Annotated in this window: 19 protein-coding genes; 11 read left to right on the forward strand and 8 right to left on the reverse strand. The window is 67.9% G+C overall.

Translation table 11 applies throughout. The annotated features are described in order from the left end of the window. Positions 1–89: 89 nt before the first annotated feature. The 3 genes from QHF85_RS42840 to QHF85_RS42850 are packed head-to-tail and all read right to left on the reverse strand — an operon-like array spanning position 90 to position 2,397. A complete protein-coding gene (locus QHF85_RS42840) occupies positions 90–821 on the reverse strand; it encodes a glutathione S-transferase family protein (RefSeq protein WP_281333252.1) in 732 nt (243 codons plus the stop codon). A 7-nt stretch (positions 822–828) separates the two neighbouring features. Further along, positions 829–1,293, reverse strand: a complete 465-nt coding sequence (locus QHF85_RS42845; protein WP_281333253.1) for a hypothetical protein — start codon at positions 1,291–1,293, stop codon at positions 829–831. A 9-nt stretch (positions 1,294–1,302) separates the two neighbouring features. Next, positions 1,303–2,397, reverse strand: coding sequence for a lysylphosphatidylglycerol synthase transmembrane domain-containing protein (locus tag QHF85_RS42850; protein WP_281333254.1), 1,095 nt, complete (start codon positions 2,395–2,397; stop codon positions 1,303–1,305). Positions 2,398–2,531: 134 nt separating this feature from the next. On the opposite strand from QHF85_RS42850, the gene QHF85_RS42855 reads away from it, so the two are divergent. The 6 genes from QHF85_RS42855 (at position 2,532) to QHF85_RS42880 (ending at position 10,351) form a co-directional block, all read left to right on the forward strand. After that, complete coding sequence (locus QHF85_RS42855; protein WP_281333255.1) at positions 2,532–3,248, forward strand: SMI1/KNR4 family protein; 717 nt, start codon at positions 2,532–2,534, stop codon at positions 3,246–3,248. Between the two features lie 337 nt (positions 3,249–3,585). After that, positions 3,586–5,043: a hypothetical protein gene (locus QHF85_RS42860; protein ID WP_281333256.1), complete on the forward strand. Its 1,458-nt coding sequence runs from the start codon at positions 3,586–3,588 to the stop codon at positions 5,041–5,043. A gap of 1,029 nt (positions 5,044–6,072) precedes the next feature. Beyond that, positions 6,073–7,134 (forward strand): hypothetical protein, encoded by a 1,062-nt coding sequence (locus QHF85_RS42865; RefSeq protein WP_281333257.1) that lies wholly within the window; start codon positions 6,073–6,075, stop codon positions 7,132–7,134. An 8-nt stretch (positions 7,135–7,142) separates the two neighbouring features. After that, entirely contained in the window at positions 7,143–7,856 is a 714-nt protein-coding gene (locus QHF85_RS42870; RefSeq protein WP_281333258.1) for a cellulose binding domain-containing protein, read from the forward strand. 10 nt (positions 7,857–7,866) lie between these two features. Further along, on the forward strand, positions 7,867–9,309 hold the full coding sequence (locus QHF85_RS42875) for a serine/threonine-protein kinase (protein WP_281333259.1): 1,443 nt from the start codon (positions 7,867–7,869) through the stop codon (positions 9,307–9,309). A 22-nt stretch (positions 9,310–9,331) separates the two neighbouring features. Beyond that, complete coding sequence (locus QHF85_RS42880) at positions 9,332–10,351, forward strand: metallophosphoesterase (protein ID WP_281333260.1); 1,020 nt, start codon at positions 9,332–9,334, stop codon at positions 10,349–10,351. Here QHF85_RS42880 and QHF85_RS42885 read toward each other — a convergent pair. Both QHF85_RS42885 and QHF85_RS42890 read right to left on the reverse strand, forming a co-directional pair. After that, positions 10,348–10,716, reverse strand: a complete 369-nt coding sequence (locus tag QHF85_RS42885) for a VOC family protein (RefSeq protein ID WP_281333261.1) — start codon at positions 10,714–10,716, stop codon at positions 10,348–10,350. The two genes, QHF85_RS42880 and QHF85_RS42885, sit on opposite strands and share 4 nt — an antisense overlap. 62 nt (positions 10,717–10,778) lie before the next feature. Next, complete coding sequence (locus QHF85_RS42890; protein WP_281333262.1) at positions 10,779–11,939, reverse strand: hypothetical protein; 1,161 nt, start codon at positions 11,937–11,939, stop codon at positions 10,779–10,781. Between the two features lie 116 nt (positions 11,940–12,055). On the opposite strand from QHF85_RS42890, the gene QHF85_RS42895 reads away from it, so the two are divergent. After that, positions 12,056–12,508, forward strand: coding sequence for a hypothetical protein (locus QHF85_RS42895; protein ID WP_281333263.1), 453 nt, complete (start codon positions 12,056–12,058; stop codon positions 12,506–12,508). Between the two features lie 787 nt (positions 12,509–13,295). Here the strand turns inward: QHF85_RS42895 and QHF85_RS42900 are convergent. From QHF85_RS42900 to QHF85_RS42910, 3 genes are all read right to left on the reverse strand, one after another. Then, positions 13,296–14,597 carry a nucleotide sugar dehydrogenase gene (locus QHF85_RS42900; protein ID WP_281333264.1) on the reverse strand — a complete coding sequence of 434 codons (1,302 nt, stop codon included), beginning with the start codon at positions 14,595–14,597 and terminating at the stop codon, positions 13,296–13,298. A gap of 15 nt (positions 14,598–14,612) precedes the next feature. After that, a complete protein-coding gene (locus tag QHF85_RS42905; protein ID WP_281333265.1) occupies positions 14,613–15,341 on the reverse strand; it encodes a CpsB/CapC family capsule biosynthesis tyrosine phosphatase in 729 nt (242 codons plus the stop codon). 96 nt (positions 15,342–15,437) lie between these two features. Continuing rightward, positions 15,438–15,827, reverse strand: a complete 390-nt coding sequence (locus tag QHF85_RS42910; protein ID WP_281333266.1) for a hypothetical protein — start codon at positions 15,825–15,827, stop codon at positions 15,438–15,440. A gap of 134 nt (positions 15,828–15,961) precedes the next feature. Here QHF85_RS42910 and QHF85_RS42915 point away from each other — a divergent pair, with 134 nt between their 5' ends. The 4 genes from QHF85_RS42915 to QHF85_RS42930 all read left to right on the forward strand — a co-directional run bounded on the left by QHF85_RS42915 (position 15,962) and on the right by QHF85_RS42930 (position 20,065). Then, positions 15,962–16,369: a hypothetical protein gene (locus tag QHF85_RS42915; RefSeq protein ID WP_281333267.1), complete on the forward strand. Its 408-nt coding sequence runs from the start codon at positions 15,962–15,964 to the stop codon at positions 16,367–16,369. Positions 16,370–16,566: 197 nt separating this feature from the next. Continuing rightward, entirely contained in the window at positions 16,567–17,490 is a 924-nt protein-coding gene (locus QHF85_RS42920; RefSeq protein ID WP_281333268.1) for a hypothetical protein, read from the forward strand. A gap of 155 nt (positions 17,491–17,645) precedes the next feature. Then, positions 17,646–18,818 carry an ArsA-related P-loop ATPase gene (locus QHF85_RS42925; RefSeq protein WP_281333269.1) on the forward strand — a complete coding sequence of 391 codons (1,173 nt, stop codon included), beginning with the start codon at positions 17,646–17,648 and terminating at the stop codon, positions 18,816–18,818. Between the two features lie 455 nt (positions 18,819–19,273). Continuing rightward, positions 19,274–20,065: a hypothetical protein gene (locus tag QHF85_RS42930; RefSeq protein ID WP_281333270.1), complete on the forward strand. Its 792-nt coding sequence runs from the start codon at positions 19,274–19,276 to the stop codon at positions 20,063–20,065. The last annotated feature ends 90 nt before the right edge of the window (positions 20,066–20,155 follow it).

Raw genomic sequence — 20,155 nt, forward strand, 5'->3', positions numbered from 1 at the left:
AGCGCGGGCGCTGGTCCGGGTGCAGGGGCGGATAGCCCCTGCTGGGGCCTGGGGCAACGCCCCAGCGAGACGCCACCAGGTGAGCCCGACTAGGCCCCAGGCTCGTTTGCCCAGTACGTGTCCCGGATCCGCTCGCAGAACGAGACGAGGTTCGCCTTCTCCTGCACGCGGGCCTTCACCGGGTTTTCGAACGGCGTGAAGAGCAGCTCTGCGAGCTGGCCGTATGCTGCCGTGTCGAGCGTCGAGGGCGCGTCGTCCAGGAAGAACGGTTTGTCGCCGAGCAGGTCGGCGGCTGCGTCCACGAGCGCGCGGCCTGTGGCGTAGACCTCCTCGCGCGTGTGACGGCCGATCCCTTGCGCCTTGAGCATGCTGCGCGTCTGACGCTGCGCGAATGCGAGCAGCGGAGAGACTGCGAAGCGCGGGACGCCCGCGGAAGCCATGCTTTGCCCGATCGCGGGGCGCAGGCGGGCGAAATCCTCGTCGCTCCACCAGCGCAGGTACACGAGCACGAAATACAGCTCCGACTCGAACATCGATTTGATGGCGCGCCCGAGGGCCTTGTCCTGCGCGCCGAAGCGGCCGTCGTTCAGTTTGTCCCCGTGTTTTTCCACGAGGTAATCGATGATCTGGCTCGAATCGGGGATCAGCCGGTCGCCGTCCGACGCGTAGGGGATTTTTCCCTTCGGCGCCTTGCGGAAATCGCCGGGCGCCGTGCGGTAGGGAATGCCCGCGATGCGCAGCCAGGTCTCGAGCTTCACGACGAACGGGCCGAGGTCGGGCAAACCGAACGCAGGGCCGAATTTGTGGACCGTCAGCATCATCGTTCCTTCAGGGCGTGGGGCTGTCCTTGCCGTCCTTGGTACCGTCGTTCTCGGGCGGCGGGGGCGGGGGATCGGGCTTTCGAGGCGGATCGCCGTATTCGACGTGTAGCTTTTTCGCGAGCGCGTCGACGATCATCCGCTCGTGGTAGCTCGGCATCGTGGCGAGCTGCACTGACACGCGCACGACGTCCTTGCCGCTCTTCACGATCTCGATCGAGCCCGCGTGCACGCGTTTTCCGCTCTCGGGGCTCGTGTACTTGAAGAGCAGGTAGCCGTGCTCGGGATCCTTCTCCGTGATCTCGAGCCCGAGATCCACGCGGACCAAGCGGACCGCGGTGCCCCAGGTTTGCTCGAAGGTGTAGGGCGACTCGTAGGCCGTGGCCGCGAGCGCCTCGCGTTCGAACGCGGGAACGAGGACCACGCCCCCGAGGAGGGACGCACAAAGAGCCATGCCCCAGAGCCGGCGGCGCATCCCCAGCATTTACCCCAAGGCCTCGGCCTTGGGCCAGCTTTCCGGCGCCCGCCGGAGCAGCCACAGCCCGAGCCCGAGCCCGAGGAGGTGAAATCCCACCTGGCACGCATAAAGCACGAAGACGAACGCCGCCCCGGTGCCCTTGAGCGCCTGCTCGGGGAAGTACATCGCGAGGGCCATGTACGCGGAGAGCTGGAATGCGCCGAAATACCCGGGACCGGAAGGGACCAGGATCCCGATGCCGATGCAGCCCATCGCGACGCACGCCTCGGCCGGCGTGATCCCCGAGAGCCCCGATCCCCACGCGAGCAGCCAGATCCCCGCGGCGTTCACGCCCCAGTACGCGGCCGTCTCCAGGAGGAACGGCACGAGGTGGCGGGGCGAGGGCAAGAAGCGGATTCCCTGCGCGACGCGGTCGACGATGTCGGCGACGCGCTCGCCGAGGCGCGTGGAGACGAGGCCGAGGACCTTGTGGGTCGTGCGGCGGGCGAAATCGCGGGCGAAGAAGAAGACGGCCATCGCGACGAAGGCCGAGAAGAAGAGGAAAAGCGCCACGTTGGCGGCGCCGGGTACGGCGGCGACGGGGACTTCGAGATCGCCGATCTTGTCGGGGAGGGGATCGAGCGGCGTCGCGCGGCGGAGGCCGATGAAGAGGATGGTGCTGAGCGCGAGGCCATCGATGACGCGCTCGGCGCCGACGGTGCCGGTCGCCTCCCACATGCGGACCGGGCTGCGCTGGGTGACGAGGTAGGGCCGGACGATCTCGCCGCTGCGGAGGGGCGAGAGGAGGATGGCGCCGAAGCCGACCCAGGAGACGGAGATGACGTCACGCAGGGAGATCCGGCCGAGCGGGCGAAGGAGGTGACGCCACCGCGCCGCGCGAAACCAGTGGACGACGGCGAGGGAGGCGACGTAGGCGACGACGGTCCACGGGCGGAGGGTGTCGAAGGCGCCGTCCGGCGGCAGCAGGGGGAGGCCGCCGCGAAAGAGGACCCAGGCGAGGCCCAGGCCGCAGAGGAGGGAGATGGCGAGGCGGCCGCGCCAGCGCGGGGGAGGGGGGGCGACGCTCGTGTCGGGCTGAAGAGGCTCGTCCGCGGCGGACACGGCGCGCAGAGTGGCAGGACGAACGGACGGGGGCAAGGCGGGAGCGGGAGCGGACGTGGGAGCGGGTCGGCGCCAGGGACGATTGCTTTCCCACGAGACCTCAACGAAGCTCTGGACGACACGGAAGATAGGGTATGGCATCCGACCTGATCGCAAGGTTCGACGGCATGGTGGAGGAGCTTCGCCGGGACCCGGCGATCGAGGTGCTTCACTACCTCGTGCGTCCGCCGAACCCCTCGGAGATCGAGGAGGTCGAGCGGGCCCTCGGGTACCCGCTGGGGGCGGCGATCACGGAGTTCTACGAGGCCTGCGGGGGCATTCAGCTCCTGTGGATCCGTAAAACCCACGAGGCGTACGAGGAGCGAGCCCGGCTCGTTCGCGAGGAGGTCGAGCGGTCCGGAGGCAGCTTCGACGAAGGCTGGTTCTATGGGGGCAATAGCGGTGACGCCATGCATCCCGATGGGGTCATCCTCATCCCGTCGATCAAGCGGGCCTTCCTGGACGAGAGCTTCAACAACAACAACGCCGGGTCCGGCGTCGTCGGGATGCTCGAGGCCTACAAGGCGGCTCTCGCAGACCCGGAAGCGGTCCTCTATCGCGGGTTCGAGATGTTCTACCCCACCGTGAACGTGGCCTTCGCGCTCCATGGCCAGCCCGATCCGGTCCTGGCGGCGGCGTACGACAGGTACGAGTACGACGACTCGGCGCTCATTCCTTTTCGCGAGTATCTCGAGCTGCTCCTCGTGAGCCGGGGTGACGCCAAGAGAGCCTTCGGATTCCTCCTGGACAGCGATCGCGTGGGCGAGGTCCTCACGCACGAAGACGTCGGGCACTGGGCACCGAACGAGTAGCGGGAGCGGGAGCGGCAGCGGGAGCGGCAGCGGCAAGAGGGATCTGTTTGTGTATCGCTGTTGCGGAAGGGGAGACGGTTCGTGAACGCGGTCCGCGACGCCGGCCCCGCCGCTCGCCCTGCCGGCTTTGCGGGCTGCGCGGGCGCTGCTGCAGGCATGGCCAGAGGTGCCGCGGGAAGGTGGCGAAAATGGGTCGCCTCTCGCGCGCTTCTTGCGCCGCACCATGCAGCATGACTCGGGGCTGACGTGCTGAGGACGTTACGAGGAACGGCGCTTCCCACGTTGAATGTCGAGACTCGTCCTTGCGTGTCGAACCCCCAAGGCTCTACAAAGAGACATGCGCCTTTTCGAGATGCTCCTCGCGGTTGCCACGTTGATCGCGCTCTTGGCCACTTTGCCCGTCAAGAATCCACGTCCACGTCTGTTGCTTGGCCTTTGGACAGGCTCGGTTCTTCTTGCCGTACTTCATGCCATCGTGGAAAAAAGTCGTTGGCAGCTTGGCCTCGTGTACGTGATTCTTGGGCTCTTGGCCATTCCCACGTTTTTGACGTGGCGAAAGCGACATGAAGAGACCCCTTCGGCAAAACGTCGACGTTGGCCCCGAATCGTCGCGGTCGTCCTGGGTACGTTGGGGATCGTCGTGTCGGGGCTTCTTGCGGCGCTTTTGCCGGTGTTTTCATCGCCTTCGCCCACAGGTCCGTATCCCGTCGGCGTCACGTCGTATGAATGGGTCGACCTCGAGCGTACCGACGAACATCCCAAGACTCCGTCGGGTCATCGTCGCCTGGTCGTCAAAATCTGGTACCCAGCAGCCCCTTCGGATGCGCCGCAGGAACTGTATCTCGACAAATCGCATGCAGAAGGGATCGCTCGAGACTTCAAACTACCAGGGTTCGTCTTGAGCCATCTCGCGCTCGTGCGCACGAATGCCCGTCGGGACGTTGCCCTTGCATCTGGAAACGAAACGTTTCCCGTGGTGCTCTTTTCTCACGGTTATGCCATGGCCCCCGAGGTGTACGCGTTTGCAGTCGAGCAGCTCGCGAGCCATGGATATGTCGTGGTTTCCATAGCGCACACGTATGACGGCGCGTATGTCGTTTTTCGTGATGGAACCCATGCATCGTTCGAACCGGCAGGCGACATGAAGCGAATGGACACCATGTTGAAGGCCATCGAGCCGCGTCTTCTGGTTTGGATGGCGGATGCTCGGTTCGTCTTGGACCAAGTCACGAAACTGAATACCTCGGAAGAGCGCTTCAAAGGACGGCTCGACCTGGAACACGTGGGGTATGCGGGGCATTCGTTTGGAGGTGCCACGGCGTATGCGGTTCACGCGGTGGATCCTCGATTCAAAGCCGCATTGGACATGGACGGAGCGCTTTTTGGCTCCGTCGAGCAGGCTCGACCCACACAGCCTTTCATGCTCATGAATGCGGATTACCCAAGCCTGACGGACGAAGACGTCGCGCGTGTCGGCATGACTCGAAAAGAGTTCGATGCATTTTTCGGACAGCTCGAGAGCCATTGGGCTGCTTCGACGGAACCAACCAAGGGAGCGCGTTATCGGGTGCAAATCGCAGGCACAACCCATGGGGGGTTTTCCGACCTTCCCTCGGGCGTCCCCGCCTTTTTTTCGGGGTCATTGCCCACGCTCGAGGCGCATCGACTGATCAATCAGTACTCGCTTGCGTTTTTCGATCAGTACCTCAAAGGTCAATCGAGCCCAGTTCTCGTGGGCCCAGCAGCGGATTCTGCCGTGAAGCTCACCTCCCATCCGGCAGCTCCCAATCCGTAGAAGCTTGAACGACCAACGGCGACGATGCGTCGGGAGCGGAGGCGGGAGCGGAGGCGGGAGCGGAAGCGGAAGCGGGAGCGGGAGCGGAAGCGGAAGCGGGAGCGGAGGCGGCGTGCCCGCGAAAAGGGGGCGACGAGGGGTCGGCGCGTGGGGATCGAGGCTCGGAGGGGGAGCGAAGAGGGGTCGGCGCGCGCGGGGGGAGGCTGGGAAGGGGAGCGAAGGGAGAGCCGCGTGCGGGGACGTCGGCTTGGAAGGGGCGCGGAGAGGGGTCGCCACGCGGGGACGTCGGCTTGGAAGGGGCGCGGAGAGGGGTCGGCGCGTGGGGAGGTCGGCTTGGAAGGGGCGCAACGCGAGGTCGGCGTGCGCGGGGGTCTGCTTGGAAGGGGCGCGGAGAGGGGTCGGCGTGCGCGGGGGTCTGCTTGGAAGGGGCGCGGAGAGGGGTCGGCGCGTGGGGAGGTCGGCTTGGAAGGGGAGCAACGCGAGATCCGCGCGCGCGGAAGCGAAAACGGAAGCGGAAGACGGGAGCAGGCGCGGACGCGGAAGCGGCACGTACGCGGGGGCGGGCGGCTTCGCTTCGATTCCGAGGAAGGCGGCAATCTCCGCTATGACGGCATCCGGGGCGAGGACGTGGTGCCGAAACGTCAGATTGGTTCGTCGTAGGAGAACCCAAGGCCGCGGCGCCCGCTCCCGGCGTCGTTTTTGACGCTGCGCGCAACGTTTGGCCGCATGGTTAAAAAAGATCATTTACCATCAATGCCGTCGCGACGGCTGGACCTTTCATGTACCGTACGATCCGACGATGGGGCGTTGCGGGGGAGACATACGCGGCGCTGCGCGTGAGCGCAGCATCCGGGGGATCAACACCGTCCACCTTCGGCGAGCGTTCGTCGTGGACGGCGTCCTCGGCCTCGTCGTGACAACCCGCGCCGCCGCGTCCTCCCTCCCTGCGGGGCGTCCGGGGACCGAGCGCTGTCGCGGGTCGAAGGATCCTGCCCACGATCCGCCGATGCTCGCACGGGTGAGAGGCCGATGACCCGCAGCCGCAATCGCGTGTTCCCGTGTCTCGTGGTCGCCCTGCTCGTGAGCGTCGCGGCGCCCGCGCTCGCCGACGAGCCGCCGGCGACGGGCGCGCCCTCCGCGCAGGACCTCTACGTGTCGGCGCAGAAGGCCTTCGATCGAGGCAACTTTGCCGAAGCGCTCGTCGGCTTTCGCCACGCCTATAACGTGTCGGGCAGCCCGAACGCGCGCATCATGATCGGCAATTGTCTCGTCGCGCTCGGGAAGACGGCCGAGGCCTACGAGGAGATGTCGGCGACGCTGCGCGAGGCCACGAAGCGCGCGGAGACCGAGCCGAAATATGTGCCGACACGCGACGCCGCCGCGAAGCATGTCGCGCTCCTCGAGTCGAAGGTGGGCAAGCTCGTCCTCGAGATCGCGGAGCCCGCGGGCGTCGACGTGACGGTCAATGGATCGCGCGTGCCGCCGGACAAGCTCGGCGCTCCCCTCGCGGTCGATCCCGGGACGGTCGTCGTCGTGGCGACGCACGCGGACGGGCGCGTCGCGCGGCAGGAGAAGGCCGTCGAGGCCGGCGCGAGCGAGCGGGTCACGCTCGTGTTTCCCGAGATCGCGCCGAAGAAGGTCGAGCCGCCCGCGCCGCCGCCCGTGGCCCCGAAGCCGCCGAGCGACGAGTTTCGAATGGGCGGCGTGGTGCGGACGGCGGGGTTCGCCGTCGCGGGCATCGGCGTCGCGGGGCTGGCGGTCTTCGGCGTCACGGGGATCATGGCGCGGAGCCGGTTCGCGACGCTCGAAGAAGAGTGCGGCGGGACGCGCTGTACCGACTTGAAATATGCCAGCGTCGTCGACAGCGGCATGGCGCTGTCGACGGCCGCCAATACCGGCCTCGCGATCGGCGCGGCGGGGCTCGTCGGCGGGGGGCTCATGATCTTGCTCGGCGGGCCGCCCTTCGCGCGCGGAGCTGCGCCGCCTTCGCCTTCGGGCACGGGCATCGCGACGCCGAAAGGCCCCGTCGTGGGCGCGGGCTTCACGATGTCGCCGGGGGGCGCCGGCGTTCACTGCACGTTGGCTTTCTAGGAGGGGGAATGGCCTCGAACCGTCACCGTCGTCCGGGCTCGCCGCCCCTGCTCTTCGTCGCCGCGGTCGCCGCGGTGGCCAGCAGCGTCAGCGCGTGTAGCTTCGATTGGGAGGGCTACGATCCGCGGCTCGGGCCGACCGGCGGGCCCGGCTCGACTGGCTCCGGCGGCGCGGGCGGCGCGGGCGGCGACGCCGGCGCGGGGGGCGAGGGGATCGGCGGAATGGGCGCCGGCGGCATGGGCGGGGGTGGAGCGGGCGGCGGCGCGCCCACGGGCAGCCTTCGCTTGCTGTACAGAAACGCCAATACGAAGGGCGACGACGTCCAGATCCAGCCGCATTTCAAGATCGTGAACGACACCCAGGAGAACGTGGCGCTGAGCGACCTCGAGATCCGCTACTGGTTCACGACCGACGGCGGGATGAACTTCGTCTACGGTTGCGATTTCGCCGAGTTCGACTGCATTCATACGTCGGGCACGTTCGTCCCGGCCACCGGCCAGAAGACCGACATGTATGCCAAGCTGACGTTCGCCGCCGCCGCCGGCGTGCTCGTCGCCGGCACCGACAGCGGCGAGATCCAGGTGCGCTTCCACACGCAGAATTTCACGACCGTGAACCAGACGGGCGATTACTCGTTCGATCCGACGAAGGTCTCCTTCACCGAATGGGCGAACATCACGCTTTATTCGAAGGGCGCCCGCGTCTGGGGCATGGAGCCTTGAGGGGCAGGCGATGGAGCTGCGCGGAGGGCGGTACGAGATCCTGCAGTCGATCGCATCGGGCGGCATGGCGACCGTGCACCTCGGGCGCGCCCTCGGCATGGGCGGCTTCGAGCGGCTCGTGGCGGTCAAGACGATGCACGCGCACCTCGCCGACGAGCCCGAGTTCGTCGGGATGTTCCTCGACGAGGCCCGCCTCGCCGCGCAGATCCGTCACCCGAACGTAGTCGGCACGATCGACGTCCAGCAGGACGGGCGCGGCGTCTTCATCGTGATGGAGTACATCGAGGGCGCTTCCTTGCAGCAGCTCCTGCGCGCCCTCCACAAACAGGGGGCCACGCTGCCGCTCGAGATCGCGCTCCGCGTGTTTCTGGACATGCTCGCCGGGCTGCACGCCGCGCACGAGCTGACGGACGCGCAGGGCAAACCCCTCCACCTCGTGCACCGCGACGTCTCGCCGCAGAATGTCCTCATCGGCGTGGACGGCGTCGCGCGGATCACCGATTTCGGCGTGGCGCGGGCCGAGGCGCGGATCTCGACGACACACGGCTCGCAGCTCAAGGGGAAAATCGCGTACATGTCGCCCGAGCAGGCCGGGCGATTGCCGATCGATCGGCGAACGGACGTCTACGCAGCCGCCGTCTTGCTCTGGGAGCTCCTGGCGCTGAAGCGGCTCATCCGTGGCGACAGCGAGGCCGAGATGCTCGCGAAGGTCGTGGCGAGCGAGACGCCCTCGCCGCGCTCGGTGAACCCCGACGTACCGGAGCCACTCGAAGCCGTGTGCATGCGCGGGCTCGAAAAGAACCCGGATGCTCGTCATGCCACGGCGGCCGATTTCGCCGAAGCCCTCGACGACGCCGTCCGCGGCATGGGAATGAAAATCGCGACGCCGCGCGCCGTGGCGTCGTTCGTCCGGGCCCTCGGGATCCACACCCCGCTCTCCGAATTGCGCGCAAAGAGCACCAGCGGCGAGGAAGGCCAGGCCGCGCAAGTTCCGACGCGCGTCGAGAATCCGCGCGCGTCGATCGTGAGCGTCTCCGACGTGAAATCCTCGGCGAGCGCGTCGGCCGTGATCGTGCCTCCGGAGGAGAACCGAGGCAGGACCCTCCGGCCGGCGCGGGTCGCCATGGTCGTGGTCGCGGCGGTCGCGCTCGGCGCGGGCGCCTTCTTTGGGCTCCGTTCTCCGGGAGCAAACGACGTCGCGCCCGCGGCGTCGTCAACGGTGCTGCGGCCCCTCGATCCCATCGTGACCGCGACGACCCCGAGCGTCGTCGTCACGCCGGTGCCCCCGACGAGCGCCGCCGAGGCGCCCGCGCCTCCGCCGATGGAGTCCGCGCGGGGTTTGCCCGCCTCGTCGAAGACGGGAAAGACCGCGGCGTCGACGAAGCGTGATCCGAGCGCGCCCGCGACGGCGCGGCCTTCGGGCGGCTCGATGTATCGACCCCCGGACCTTTAGCGATGTGGTAGACCCGGAGGCGATGCACGCGCGGACCCGCACGCTCTCCCTTTTCGTCCCTCTTTTCGTTCTCGCCGCCTGTGACAAGGGCATTCCGGAGCCGAGCCCGGCTCCCTCGATCAGCATGGGGCCGAAGGCGGCGGCGTCCGGTGGAAGCGCGCCCGCGGCGACCGCTCCGGCTGCGCCTGTCGAGGCGGTGAAGCGCATTCCCGCGCCGGCGAGGATTGTCGCGATCGGGGATGTGCACGGCGACCTCGCGGCGACCCGCGCGGCGCTCCGGATGGCCGGGGCGATCGATGAGAAAGATCACTGGGCGGGCAAGGATCTCATGGTCGTGCAGACGGGCGACGAGATCGATCGCGGCGACGAGGATCGCGACGTCGTCGACCTTTTCGATCGCCTCGCGAGCGAGGCCAAGCTCGCGGGCGGCGCCGTGATCGCGCTCAATGGCAATCACGAGGTGATGAACGTCCAGCTCGATCTCCGCTACGTGACCGACGATTCCTTCAAGGACTTCGTGGGCATCTCCGGCGTCTCGACCACGGATCCGCGCCTCGATCGCGTGGCGGAGACGGGCAAGGCGCGCGCCGCCGCGTTCCTCCCGGGCGGCCCGTATGCGAAGACGCTCGCGAAGCGCGACCTCATTGCGGTCGTCGGCGATACGGTCTTCGTGCATGGGGGGATCTCGCCCAAGCACGTTCGTTATGGCATCGATCGCATCAACCGCGAGGCGAGCGCGTGGATGGATGGCTCCGCGAAGGAGTTGCCCGCGCTCATCACCGCGGAGGATGGCCCTGTCTGGCTGCGGCTTTATTCGGCTGCGCCGGGACCGGAGGATTGCCGCTTGCTGAAGGAGACGCTGGCCATGATCCCGGCCAAACGCATGGTCGTGGGCCATACGCCGCAGCGCGGCGGCATCACGTCCGCGTGCGACGAGCAGGTTTGGCGCATCGACGTGGGGATGTCGAAGTTTTACGGGGGCAAACCGGAAGTGCTGGAGATCAAGGGCACCGAGGTGCGGCCGCTGCGCGCGGGTGGCTAGCAGGTCACCTCGAACAGGTGACCGTTCTCGTCGACGAAATACACCCGGCCTGCGCCGCCCAGCGGATCCTCGGTCTTTCCATTGCGAGGATCTTCCGGCTCGTTGCCGAACGGCGAGCCGCGCGCTTCGAGCCGCTTCACGACCTCGGCAAACCTTGTTTCGTCGACCCGAAAGGCGATGTGCTCCGGGTTCACCGTCGTCGACGCGTTGAACAGCAGGAAGGCCCCGTGTTCGAGGTCGATGCGATACATGTCATCGTCGGCGCCGTCGACGGTCGGCTCGGCCGCGCCCAGGATGGCGGCCAGGTTTCTGGCGGACGTGCGCGCGTCATGCGCGGCCAGGCCGATGTGATCGATTTTCAACATTCCAATCCTCCGGTTCCTTGCGCGGGAAGGAAAACCAAGCTCGGTCCTTCGTCCGAGCGATGTCAGGGATCCTCGGGCGGGGTCTCGTCGAAGATGCTCGTTCGCCAGGCGAACACGGCTTCTTTGCCACGGTCGGCCCAGAAGATCGTGTCCCCATCCACCGCGACGCCACAGGCCTGTTTCGCTTCCGGGGCGCGCACGCGGACGACGGTCCCGGTGGTGACGTCGAGGCGCGAGAGGGTGTCGTCGCCGTCCGCCCAGTAATAGAAGCGACCCCGAGCGAATGCGCCGCTCCCCCGATCGCCATAAGGTTTGATCGCGAGGTGCTTTCGCACGTTCTTGCCATCGGCGGCGACCACGACGATGGCCTCCGTCGTGCGCACGAGCCAGCCGCCTGCGAATGCGCTGCCGTCCATGGGCATCGCGCCGAGGCGTGCCCCTCGGGTCGTCGATCGCGTGGCGAGATCGGTGAGCGCGAGCGCCCAGCCACGATCGGTCCACGCGAGCGTCCGCGCGTCCGCGGCGATGAGCCAGGGCTGCTCGTTGTCTGGCAGGATCGGCTCGCCCGCGGGGTGCGCCTCGTCGACGCGGAGCGCGCCGCCCTTGCCGAAGCGATCGGAGACGAACACGCTCGTCGGCGAGGCGACCATGTCGAGATAATGGCGATCCTTGGCGCCAATCGTGGTCGGTTCGGACGATGTGCCCATCCGGTAGGACCAGAGCCACTCTGGATCGCTTTGCGTGCGCGCCCCGCCGGTGCACGGCGCGCCGGTCCAGTAGAGGGTGTCACCGCGCGCAATCAACCCGAAGGGGCGGTAATCGAGCTCGGCGAGCGTGACCTTCTCGCCATTGCGTCTCGATGTCCGCGTGAGCGTGCCGCCCGCCTCGGCGCATTGCAGGACCGCGCCAGCGGCGACGCCCGAGCTGCCGGCCGCATTGGGGGGAGGAGAGGTGCGCCGCTCGTGGATTTCGAGCCAGTAGACATGGGACGGGGTCACCACGAGGTCGCAGCGCCCGCTGTCGTAGGAGGCCAAGCGCAGCGGCATCGACGGCGCGGGCGGCGGCGTCTCGGTCGAGACGGGGGCGGCGGCGGCCGAATCGGGTGCGTCGGGCGGAGGGGCCTTCCTCACGGTCGGCGCCGCGACGGGGACGGGCCTTTCTGCATGGCAGCCCGATAGCGTGGCGGCGATGAGCGAGAGCAGGCCGATCGGGATTCGTGTCACCGCGGCAGTGTAGCGGCTCCCTACGGTGGCGCCGGGGACAAAAATTGCAAGCCCCGAGCGCCCCGCGGACTCGTAGGCCCGCGGCCGTTGTGTTACAAGGAGCCAAAGGGGGACACATGAAGCGACGGAGCTTTCTCCTCGACGCGGTCCTTGCATCGATCGTGTTTTGCGCAGGCTGTGGTACCGGTCCCGAGACGCAGGTTCTGGTGACCACGGAGGACGGCAAGCAGGTCTTCGAGAAATCCTCGAAGTACGACGGCAGCCGGCGGGAGATGCAATTCGAGCACGAAGGCAAGACCTATTTCGTGCTGCTCTACAGCGAGGATACCAAGTCTCCCTTCACGGGGAAAGACAAGCGCCAGTGGCATGTCGAGCTCTACCGAGACGCGATCAAGGAGGGCGCGGAGTTGACGCAGCTCATCGAGGAAGATCCGGCGACCTCCGGCAGCCTCGGCGGTTGTGGCGCCGCGTTCGACGACCGAGGCTCGCGCCTGCGTGTTTACTTCGGCCATTCGGGGAAGATGATGACCGCAAGCCAGGCCTGCGAGCGCGTCTCCCGCCCGCGATGAGGGCCCGAGGCCCCCGCGGTTCCCTCCGCCGCCGCTCGTCGGGCTCGTCTCCCCGAGGGGCGGGCATCACCGTTCTTTGAGGACGCGGTGGTCCTCGGGTAGCGTGCGCTCATGCGCCGCTTTGCACGCGTTCCTCTCCACATGATCGTCGCCGTCTCGGCGGGAGCTTTCGGATGTGCCTCGAGCGCTCCGCGACCGGGCGCGGAAGGGAACGAGCCGCAGGCAAATGCGGCAACCGCGAATGCGGTTGCCGAGGTAACGCCGGTGCCGGTCGAAGAGGGCTGCCCCGCCGCCGAGCCGAAGGGACTCGGCGCCTGCGATTCCGCCGGTCTGCTTTGTACGTATGCCTCGTCCCAGGGATGCGGAACCGTATACGATTGCCACCTCGGCAATTGGCGCGTGGCCCTACCCGTCCCGTGCACGGACGCGCATCGGGGCGGCGCTTGCGCCCCGGAGCCGGAGCGGGACCACGCTCCGAAGACGCCGATCGAGAAAAGCCCGATTTGCCTCTATTCCGGCGCCACGGCGTGCAGCTACCACCTCGACGTGCCGCCGCAGCCGTGCAGCGGCGTGCCCCGACCGGCGCCACCGATCAAGTTCGTGTGGCGCTGCCAAGCATTGACGTCCGGCGGATGCGGAGCTGGTTTCGCCGAAGGAGAGCCCTGCGCGCCCGAAGGCGCGTCCTGCGGGACGACCTGCTGCGGGCAGAGCGCGCTTTGCTCGGGTGGGAAGTGGCACGTCACGGAGCACGGCTGTCCGCCGCGAGCGCCCGGAGGGCGGTGACTTTCTAGAGCCGCACGACCTTCGTCTTGTCGCCCTCGACCTTCCGGAGCGCATCCCGCGTATCGACCACGAGCTTCGCCTCGCGCAGGAGCCGCCCATAATCGACCGACGCGTGATCCGTCACGATCACCACCGCATCGTAATCGCCGTACGCCACATTGTTCGGCTCCGACCGCATCACGATGCCGCCCTCGTCGCATTCGGGCACGTAGGGATCGTGATACCGCACCTCGGCCCCGAGCCCTTGCAGCTGGTGGATGATGTCGAACGCCGGCGACTCGCGGTAATCGGCGACGTCACGCTTGTACGCCACCCCGCTCACCAGGATCTTCGACCCATTCGCCGCCTTCCGCTCGCCATTGAGCGCCTGCTGCACGAGGTGCACCACGTATTCGGGCATCCCGCTGTTGATCGTGTCCGCGAGCTCGATGAAGCGCGCCTGGTACTTCAGCGTCCGCATCCGCCACGAGAGGTACAAAGGGTCGATCGGAATGCAGTGCCCGCCGAGGCCCGGGCCCGGGAAGAACGGCATGAAGCCAAACGGCTTCGTCGCCGCCGCCCGGATGACCTCCCACACGTCGATGCCGAGCTTGCGGCTCATCAGCGCGACCTCGTTCACGAGGCCAATGTTCACCGCGCGGAACGTGTTTTCGAGCAGCTTGACCATTTCGGCCGCGTCCGTGCTCGACACCGGCACCACGGTCTCGATGATCTTGCCATAGAGCGCCATCGCGACCTCGAGGCAACCAGGCGTCGCGCCGCCGAGGACCTTCGGCGTGTTGCGCGTGCCGTACGTCTTGTTGCCCGGGTCCACGCGCTCGGGGCTGAACGCGATGAACACGTCCTTGCCGAGCTCATAGCGGCCCGCCGTGAGCTTCGGGACCAGGACCTCGCGCGTCGTGCCAGGGTACGTCGTCGACTCCAGCACGATGAGCATGTTCGGGTGCTGGTGCTCCGCAATCTCGTCGCTCGCCGACAAGATGAACCGCATGTCGGGGTCCTTGGTCTTGTTGAGCGGCGTCGGAACGCAGACCACGATCGCATCGGCCGAGCCGAGGACGTCAGGGTCGGTCGAGGCGCGCAAGCGGCCCGCCGCGACGTGCGGCGCGAGTGCCGAGGACGGGATGTCGCCGATGTACGATTCGCCGAGCCCGAGCAGCCGAACCTTCTCGCGATCCTTGTCGTAGCCGGTGACGGAGAAGCCGGCCCGGGCGAACTCCACGACGAGCGGAAGCCCGACGTAGCCAATGCCCACGACGACGATGTGCGCGCTACGATCCTCGATCTTCTTGAGAAGCTCCTGCACGATTGCCTGTCCCTTTCACGTGTCGACCCGGCCCTCCAGGATGGAAAGCGGTCCTTCGATCAGCATGTCGCGTGCCTCCGCCGCGCCGAGCGCCCGGTGGAGGTGTTCGATGCCCGCCGCCACGTCCTCGACGTCCCGCGGGCCATGGGCGTCACTACACGCCGCGTAGTAGTACCCCTCTGAAAGGAGCGCCTCCGCGCACTTGCGCGTCGCACGTCCGTACTTGCCGACGAGCGCAGCGACGTCGAGCAGGAGGACGACGCCGCCGTCGAGCAGCGGCTCGAGCACGGTCCGATCGTCCCAGACGGGCTCGTATCGCTCGGGGTGCGCGAGGACAGGCCGGAGCTTCTTCTTGCGGCGGAGGTCGGCGAAGCGGGACGCGAGGCGCGCAGGGAAGCCACGCGGAGAGAGCTCGACGAGGACGGCGCGCTCGCCGGGGTAGGGGAGCGCCTCGCCGCGCATGAGGCGCTCGTAGACGACGTCGTCGAAGAAGTGCTCCGAGGAGAGCGCGAGCTCAGGCAAACCAGGCGCGTCCGCGAGGGCGCGGCGCGTGGCCTCGTAGGCGCGCGCGAGGTCGCTCTTCGTGTTGTCGAACATGCCGGGGCGCATGTGCGGCGTGGCGACGACCTTGCCGAACCCCGCCCCCGCGAGGCCCATGAGCAGCGCGCGGCTGTCGGCGACGGTCTTCACGCCGTCGTCGATGCCAGCCACCCAGTGGCAGTGAAGGTCGATGTACCCCGTCATCCGCGCCGCGCGAACCTAGCAGTTTTTGAACGAGGTGCGCGTCCACGATGACGGATGCCACGCCGCCCGCGGACAGCAGGCGGGGAGGTCGGGTTTTTACAGGGCGCGTGTGATGATCTTCGCGATCTCGAGATCCCGGAGGCACCCGTCGGAGCCCTTGCCGAACACACACGCGAGGGTGACGACGCCGTCCTTCAGGCCGACGGTGGCAGCGCCCTCTTTCAGGTTCGTGACGACGACGCGCTGCACGCCCTCGCGGACAGCCTCCTTGCCGAGGTCGTCGACGCAGATGACGCGGAAGGCGTTGGCGAGCAGGCGGACGCCGAGGTGCTGGACGGTCTTCAGCGCGGCCTCGTCGGTCTCGAAGGTCGGCCAGTCGACATCCACGACGACGGGCGCGCCGGCGGCATCCTGGATGTTTTTTTGCTCCTCCGGAAGCCAGGACTCCTTCGCTTCCTTGATGAGCCGCTTCTCGATGAGTCCCATGGAAAACCGCCTCCGTTCGAACGCGTGACGATCACGCCGGGAGCGGAGCATACAGGAACGGGATCTCGCCGGAAAGTGGACCCCACCCGCGCAGACGGGCGACCATTTCCGGGCAAGGAGGTTGTCTCTTGAGGATGGATCCCATCGATGCCCCGCCGTCGTCGCTCGGGGCCGAGCGCCGCAGGCGACGGAGCGACGATCCGATCACAGCGCTGCACTACCAGCTCTCGGTCGCGCGCAGCGAGGGGAAGCTCGAGGCCCTCGTGCTCGTCGACGATCGAGGCTGCCTCGTCGCAGGCGCCGGCTCATGGCCCGTATGCGAGGAGCTCGCCGCCTACGCGCCCCTGCTCGCCGAGCCCGGTCTGCCCACGACCGCAGCCGTCGGCACACGCATCGCCGATCTGTCGCGCGAGGTCCTCGTGAGCTCGCTCCCGCTCGGCGCAGCCGAAGCACTGCTCGCCGTTCGCGGCGGTGGCGACGACCGATCGGCGTTCGTCGCCCGCGCAGCGGCAGGTTGCCGGCGGATTTTACGGGCAGCGTAGCGCCGGGGTTTCACCCCGGGCCCGACCAGGAGTTGTCCACCCCTGGACCCGGACCAGGGCCAGCCCTGGACCTCGGGTGCATCGACCGCGATGCGGTCGATGCAAGCAAGCACAGGCAACCCCACCAGGCGTCCGACCCCACCCGGAAACGGGTAAGAATGTCGGTGGCGACAGACGTCGCGGTCAGGAGGCGCACGTTGGACGAGCAAACGTGGGAGCTCGTGAACAAGGCACGTCGGATCGGAGAGTCGGCGTCCGCTCCGGGGTTCGGCTCGGTCGTCGCCTGCGGGGAGTTCCTCGTGGCTTGTGACGGCGAACGATTACGGCGCCTCGACCCCGGGAAGACGCACGGGGTGATGTTGCAAGCCCTGGACGTGCGGCACGCCCAACTCGCGGCAGACGGTGCGCATGCCGTGATCGTGGCGTTGAGCGATGAAGAGGTCTGGCGGGTGCCCATCGAGGGCGGAGATGCCGAGGTCGTCGCGCGCGGGCAGGATGAACCGAGATCGCCCGTGGTGCTGGAGGCGCGCGCTGCGTGGCTCGACTTCCCGTCGCCACCTCGATGGAAGGACGGGCATCCCGTCCGGGTACGGCTGGAAGGAAGGGAGGAACCCATTCACGAGCACCATGGCGTAGGGGATTTGATCGCCTGCCGTGGGGCGCTGTTCTGGAGTCAGCGCGAAAGGCGAGGGCCGAAGAGTTTCCGGACGGACCTCCACCGCTGGGATCCCGCCATGGGGCGCGCCGAGGTCATCGCCATGCTGGAGGAAGGGGACGCGGCGGACGCTTCTGGGTTGGTCACCGACGGCAAGGTGATGGCGTGGATCGCCGGGCAACGAATCCGCGTGCTCGACCCGGTGACGGGCGCGCGGCGCGCGGTGGAGGTCGGGGCCGAGAGCGTGTGCGCCCTCCCGGTGGGCGACGATCTCTTGGTTGTCGTCGGCAGAGAAGACGTGGGGGAGCTCATTCGCCTGGGCCCAGATGGAGGGCAGCGCAAGCTGGCCCGGTGGTACCATCGTTCAAGGCCGTGGACGAAGCTCGTGCTCCGGGGCGACGAGGTCGTTTGGGCCGCGGGAGAGCGTCTTTTGGCGGTCACGTTATCCCCTGGCGCCGGGGCATGAGCGGGAGCGAACGCGGGCGAAAGCTCCCTTGACATGCTGAGCCCGGCGCCCGGGTGCGCACGCGGAAGCGCCTGCGCCTGCGCCTGCGCCTCCGCACCCGCCTCCGCACCCGCTTCCGCTCCCGCTTGCGCCGCCATCGTGCTAAAGGGCCCGCCGTGGCAGCCTCGGAACCTCGTTCGTCCACGCCCGGCGGGCTCGGCAAGCTCCTCGATTCCCGGCGGGTGCTCCTCGTCGTCGGCTGCGGCGGGGTCGGCAAGACGACGACCACGGCGGCGCTCGGCCTCGCAGCAGCCCGCCGAGGCAAACGCGTCCTCTGCTTGACGATCGACCCGGCCCGGCGCCTGTCGCAGAGCCTCGGCATCGAGGAGATGAAGACCGAGGCGCAGACCATCGATCCGGCGCTCTTCGCGCAGGCCGGCGTGCCGGTCAAAGGCTCGATGACCGTGATGATGCTGGACACGAAGAGCACCTTCGACTCGCTCGTCCAGCAGCTCGCGCCCTCCGTCGAGCAGCGCGATCGCATCCTGAACAACGTTCTCTACAAGTACATCTCCACGTCGCTCGCCGGGACCCAGGAGTACATGGCGATGGAGAAGCTCTACGCGACGAAGGGCGATCCGAGCTACGACCTCATCCTGCTCGACACGCCGCCGACGCCAAACGCGCTCGATTTCCTCGACGCGCCGGAGCGGCTCGTGGGCGCGATCGACAGCGCCGCGACGCGGTGGCTCGTGCAAGCCGTGCAGAGCTCGGGGAAGTTCTCGCTGAACGTGCTCGCCAAGGGCGCAGCCGCCATCGTGCGCGGCATCGGCAAGGTGTCGGGCAGCGGGTTCCTGGAGCAGATGGCGGCGTTCATCGCGGAGATCAACTCGGTCTTCGGCGGCTGGAAGAAGCGCGCAGACGCCGTGAGCACGGCGCTGCGCGGGCCCGACGTGGCATACGTGCTCGTGACGACGCCAGACCCGCTGGCCGTGCGCGAGGTGATGTTCTTCGCGGAGCGACTGCGCGAGCAGGACATGCGGCGCGACGCATTCGTGGTGAACCGCGTGCACCCGACCTACGGGCGCGTGCCCGACGCAGCAGAGGTGGAGGCAGCGCTCTCGCGGAGCGGGCTCTCACTCGGCCCAGACGCACCGACGCGGCTCCGGCGCGCGGCAGAGGACGAGAGCCGCATGGGCAAGCTCGACGCGCTGCACCTCGTAGGGCTCGAAGCAGCGCTGGAGGACGAGGCCTCGGTCGGGAGCCTGCTCGCGCACGTGCCAGCGTTCCCGTACGACATCCACGATCTGGAGCGGCTCTCGCGGATCGCCGAGGTCCTCGCGCCCTGAAGGCTTCGCTGGGGCTTCGCCCCAGGCCCCAGCAGGGGTTGTCCACCCCTGCACCCGGACCAGCGCAAGCGCTGGACTCGGGGTCGATGAACTGCGCGATGCGCAGTTCATCGAACGAGCCCGTGGCAAGACCACGGGCGACCCTGCCAACCGAGACGGCAGCGCTGATGGTTCAGCGGTACCACCGGCCTGCGGGAAGAACTGCGCATCGCGCAGTTCTTCCCCAAAAGGTCCAGGGCTGGCCCTGCAGAGAGGGGGCGGACAGCTTGAAAAACGTTCCCCGCATCGACTGCGCTTCGCGCAGTCGATGCCCAGAGGTCCAGGGCTGGCCCTGGTTCGGGTCGAGGGGCGAATAGCCCCCGCGGGGACCGGGGCAGCGCCCCGGCGCGGCGCCTCCCTGAGAGGGGTAGGCGTGAGGCATTCCGCCCGGCGCGTCCTCGTGGCATGGTCGAAGCATGAAGCGAGGCGGCAAGGCAGCCGGAGAGTTTTCCCGTGCGCGCACACGGTGGGCGTTTCTTTCCTTGTTCGGCGCGCCGCTCGTGGTCGCGTGGCTCTCCGGCGCGGCCGGATGCAAGGAGGACGAGACGCTCCAGCCGCGTCCCGGCTTCCCCGGCGATAGCTGCACCAAGACCGACGATTGCGCAGTGCCGCTGCGCTGCATTGCCAACGTCTGCGTGGAGCCCGGCGGATCAGGCGGCGACGGCGGCACCCAGCCAGATGGCTTCGGCCCGGGCCCAGGGCCGAGCGCCGACGCAGGCCCCTGGAGCCAGTGCGACGAGTGTCTGGAGGGCACCTGCGGCCAGGTCGAGAAGGCATGCGGGCCCGATTGTCGCAACATCGAGGCATGCATCGAGACCTTGTGCGCAAACCTCAGCGCCTCGGGATCACCAGACGAAGGCGCATGCTTCGTGTACTGCCAGGACCGCTTCCCCTCCGGGAAGGATCAGCACATCGCCGTCGTGAACTGCGCGCAGGACGTGAAGTGCTCGCCGCCATGCACGTTCTACCCGCAGGACTACGATCTCTGCCGCACCTTCATGAACAACGGCGACTGCACGGGCTACCAAAAGGCGTGCGATGCCGACACGCGATGCTCAGCGTACCGCGATTGCGTGAAGTTCTGCGGGACGATCGCAGCCTGCACCGCCTGCGACGACACGCCCGACGCACTCGAAGGCCGAAAGCTGCTCGAAGCCTACGAACAGTGCGTCGCAGGCGAATGCATGACGGAGTCGTGGATCCCCTGATGGCGTTTCGCTGGGGCTTTGCCCCAGGCCCCACCGGGGCTATCCGCCCCTGGACCCGGACCAGCGCAAGCGCTGGACTCGTGGTCGATG

The sequence above is a fragment of the Polyangium sp. 6x1 genome (genome assembly GCF_029946515.1).
Classification (GTDB): Bacteria; Myxococcota_A; Polyangia; order Polyangiales; family Polyangiaceae; genus Polyangium.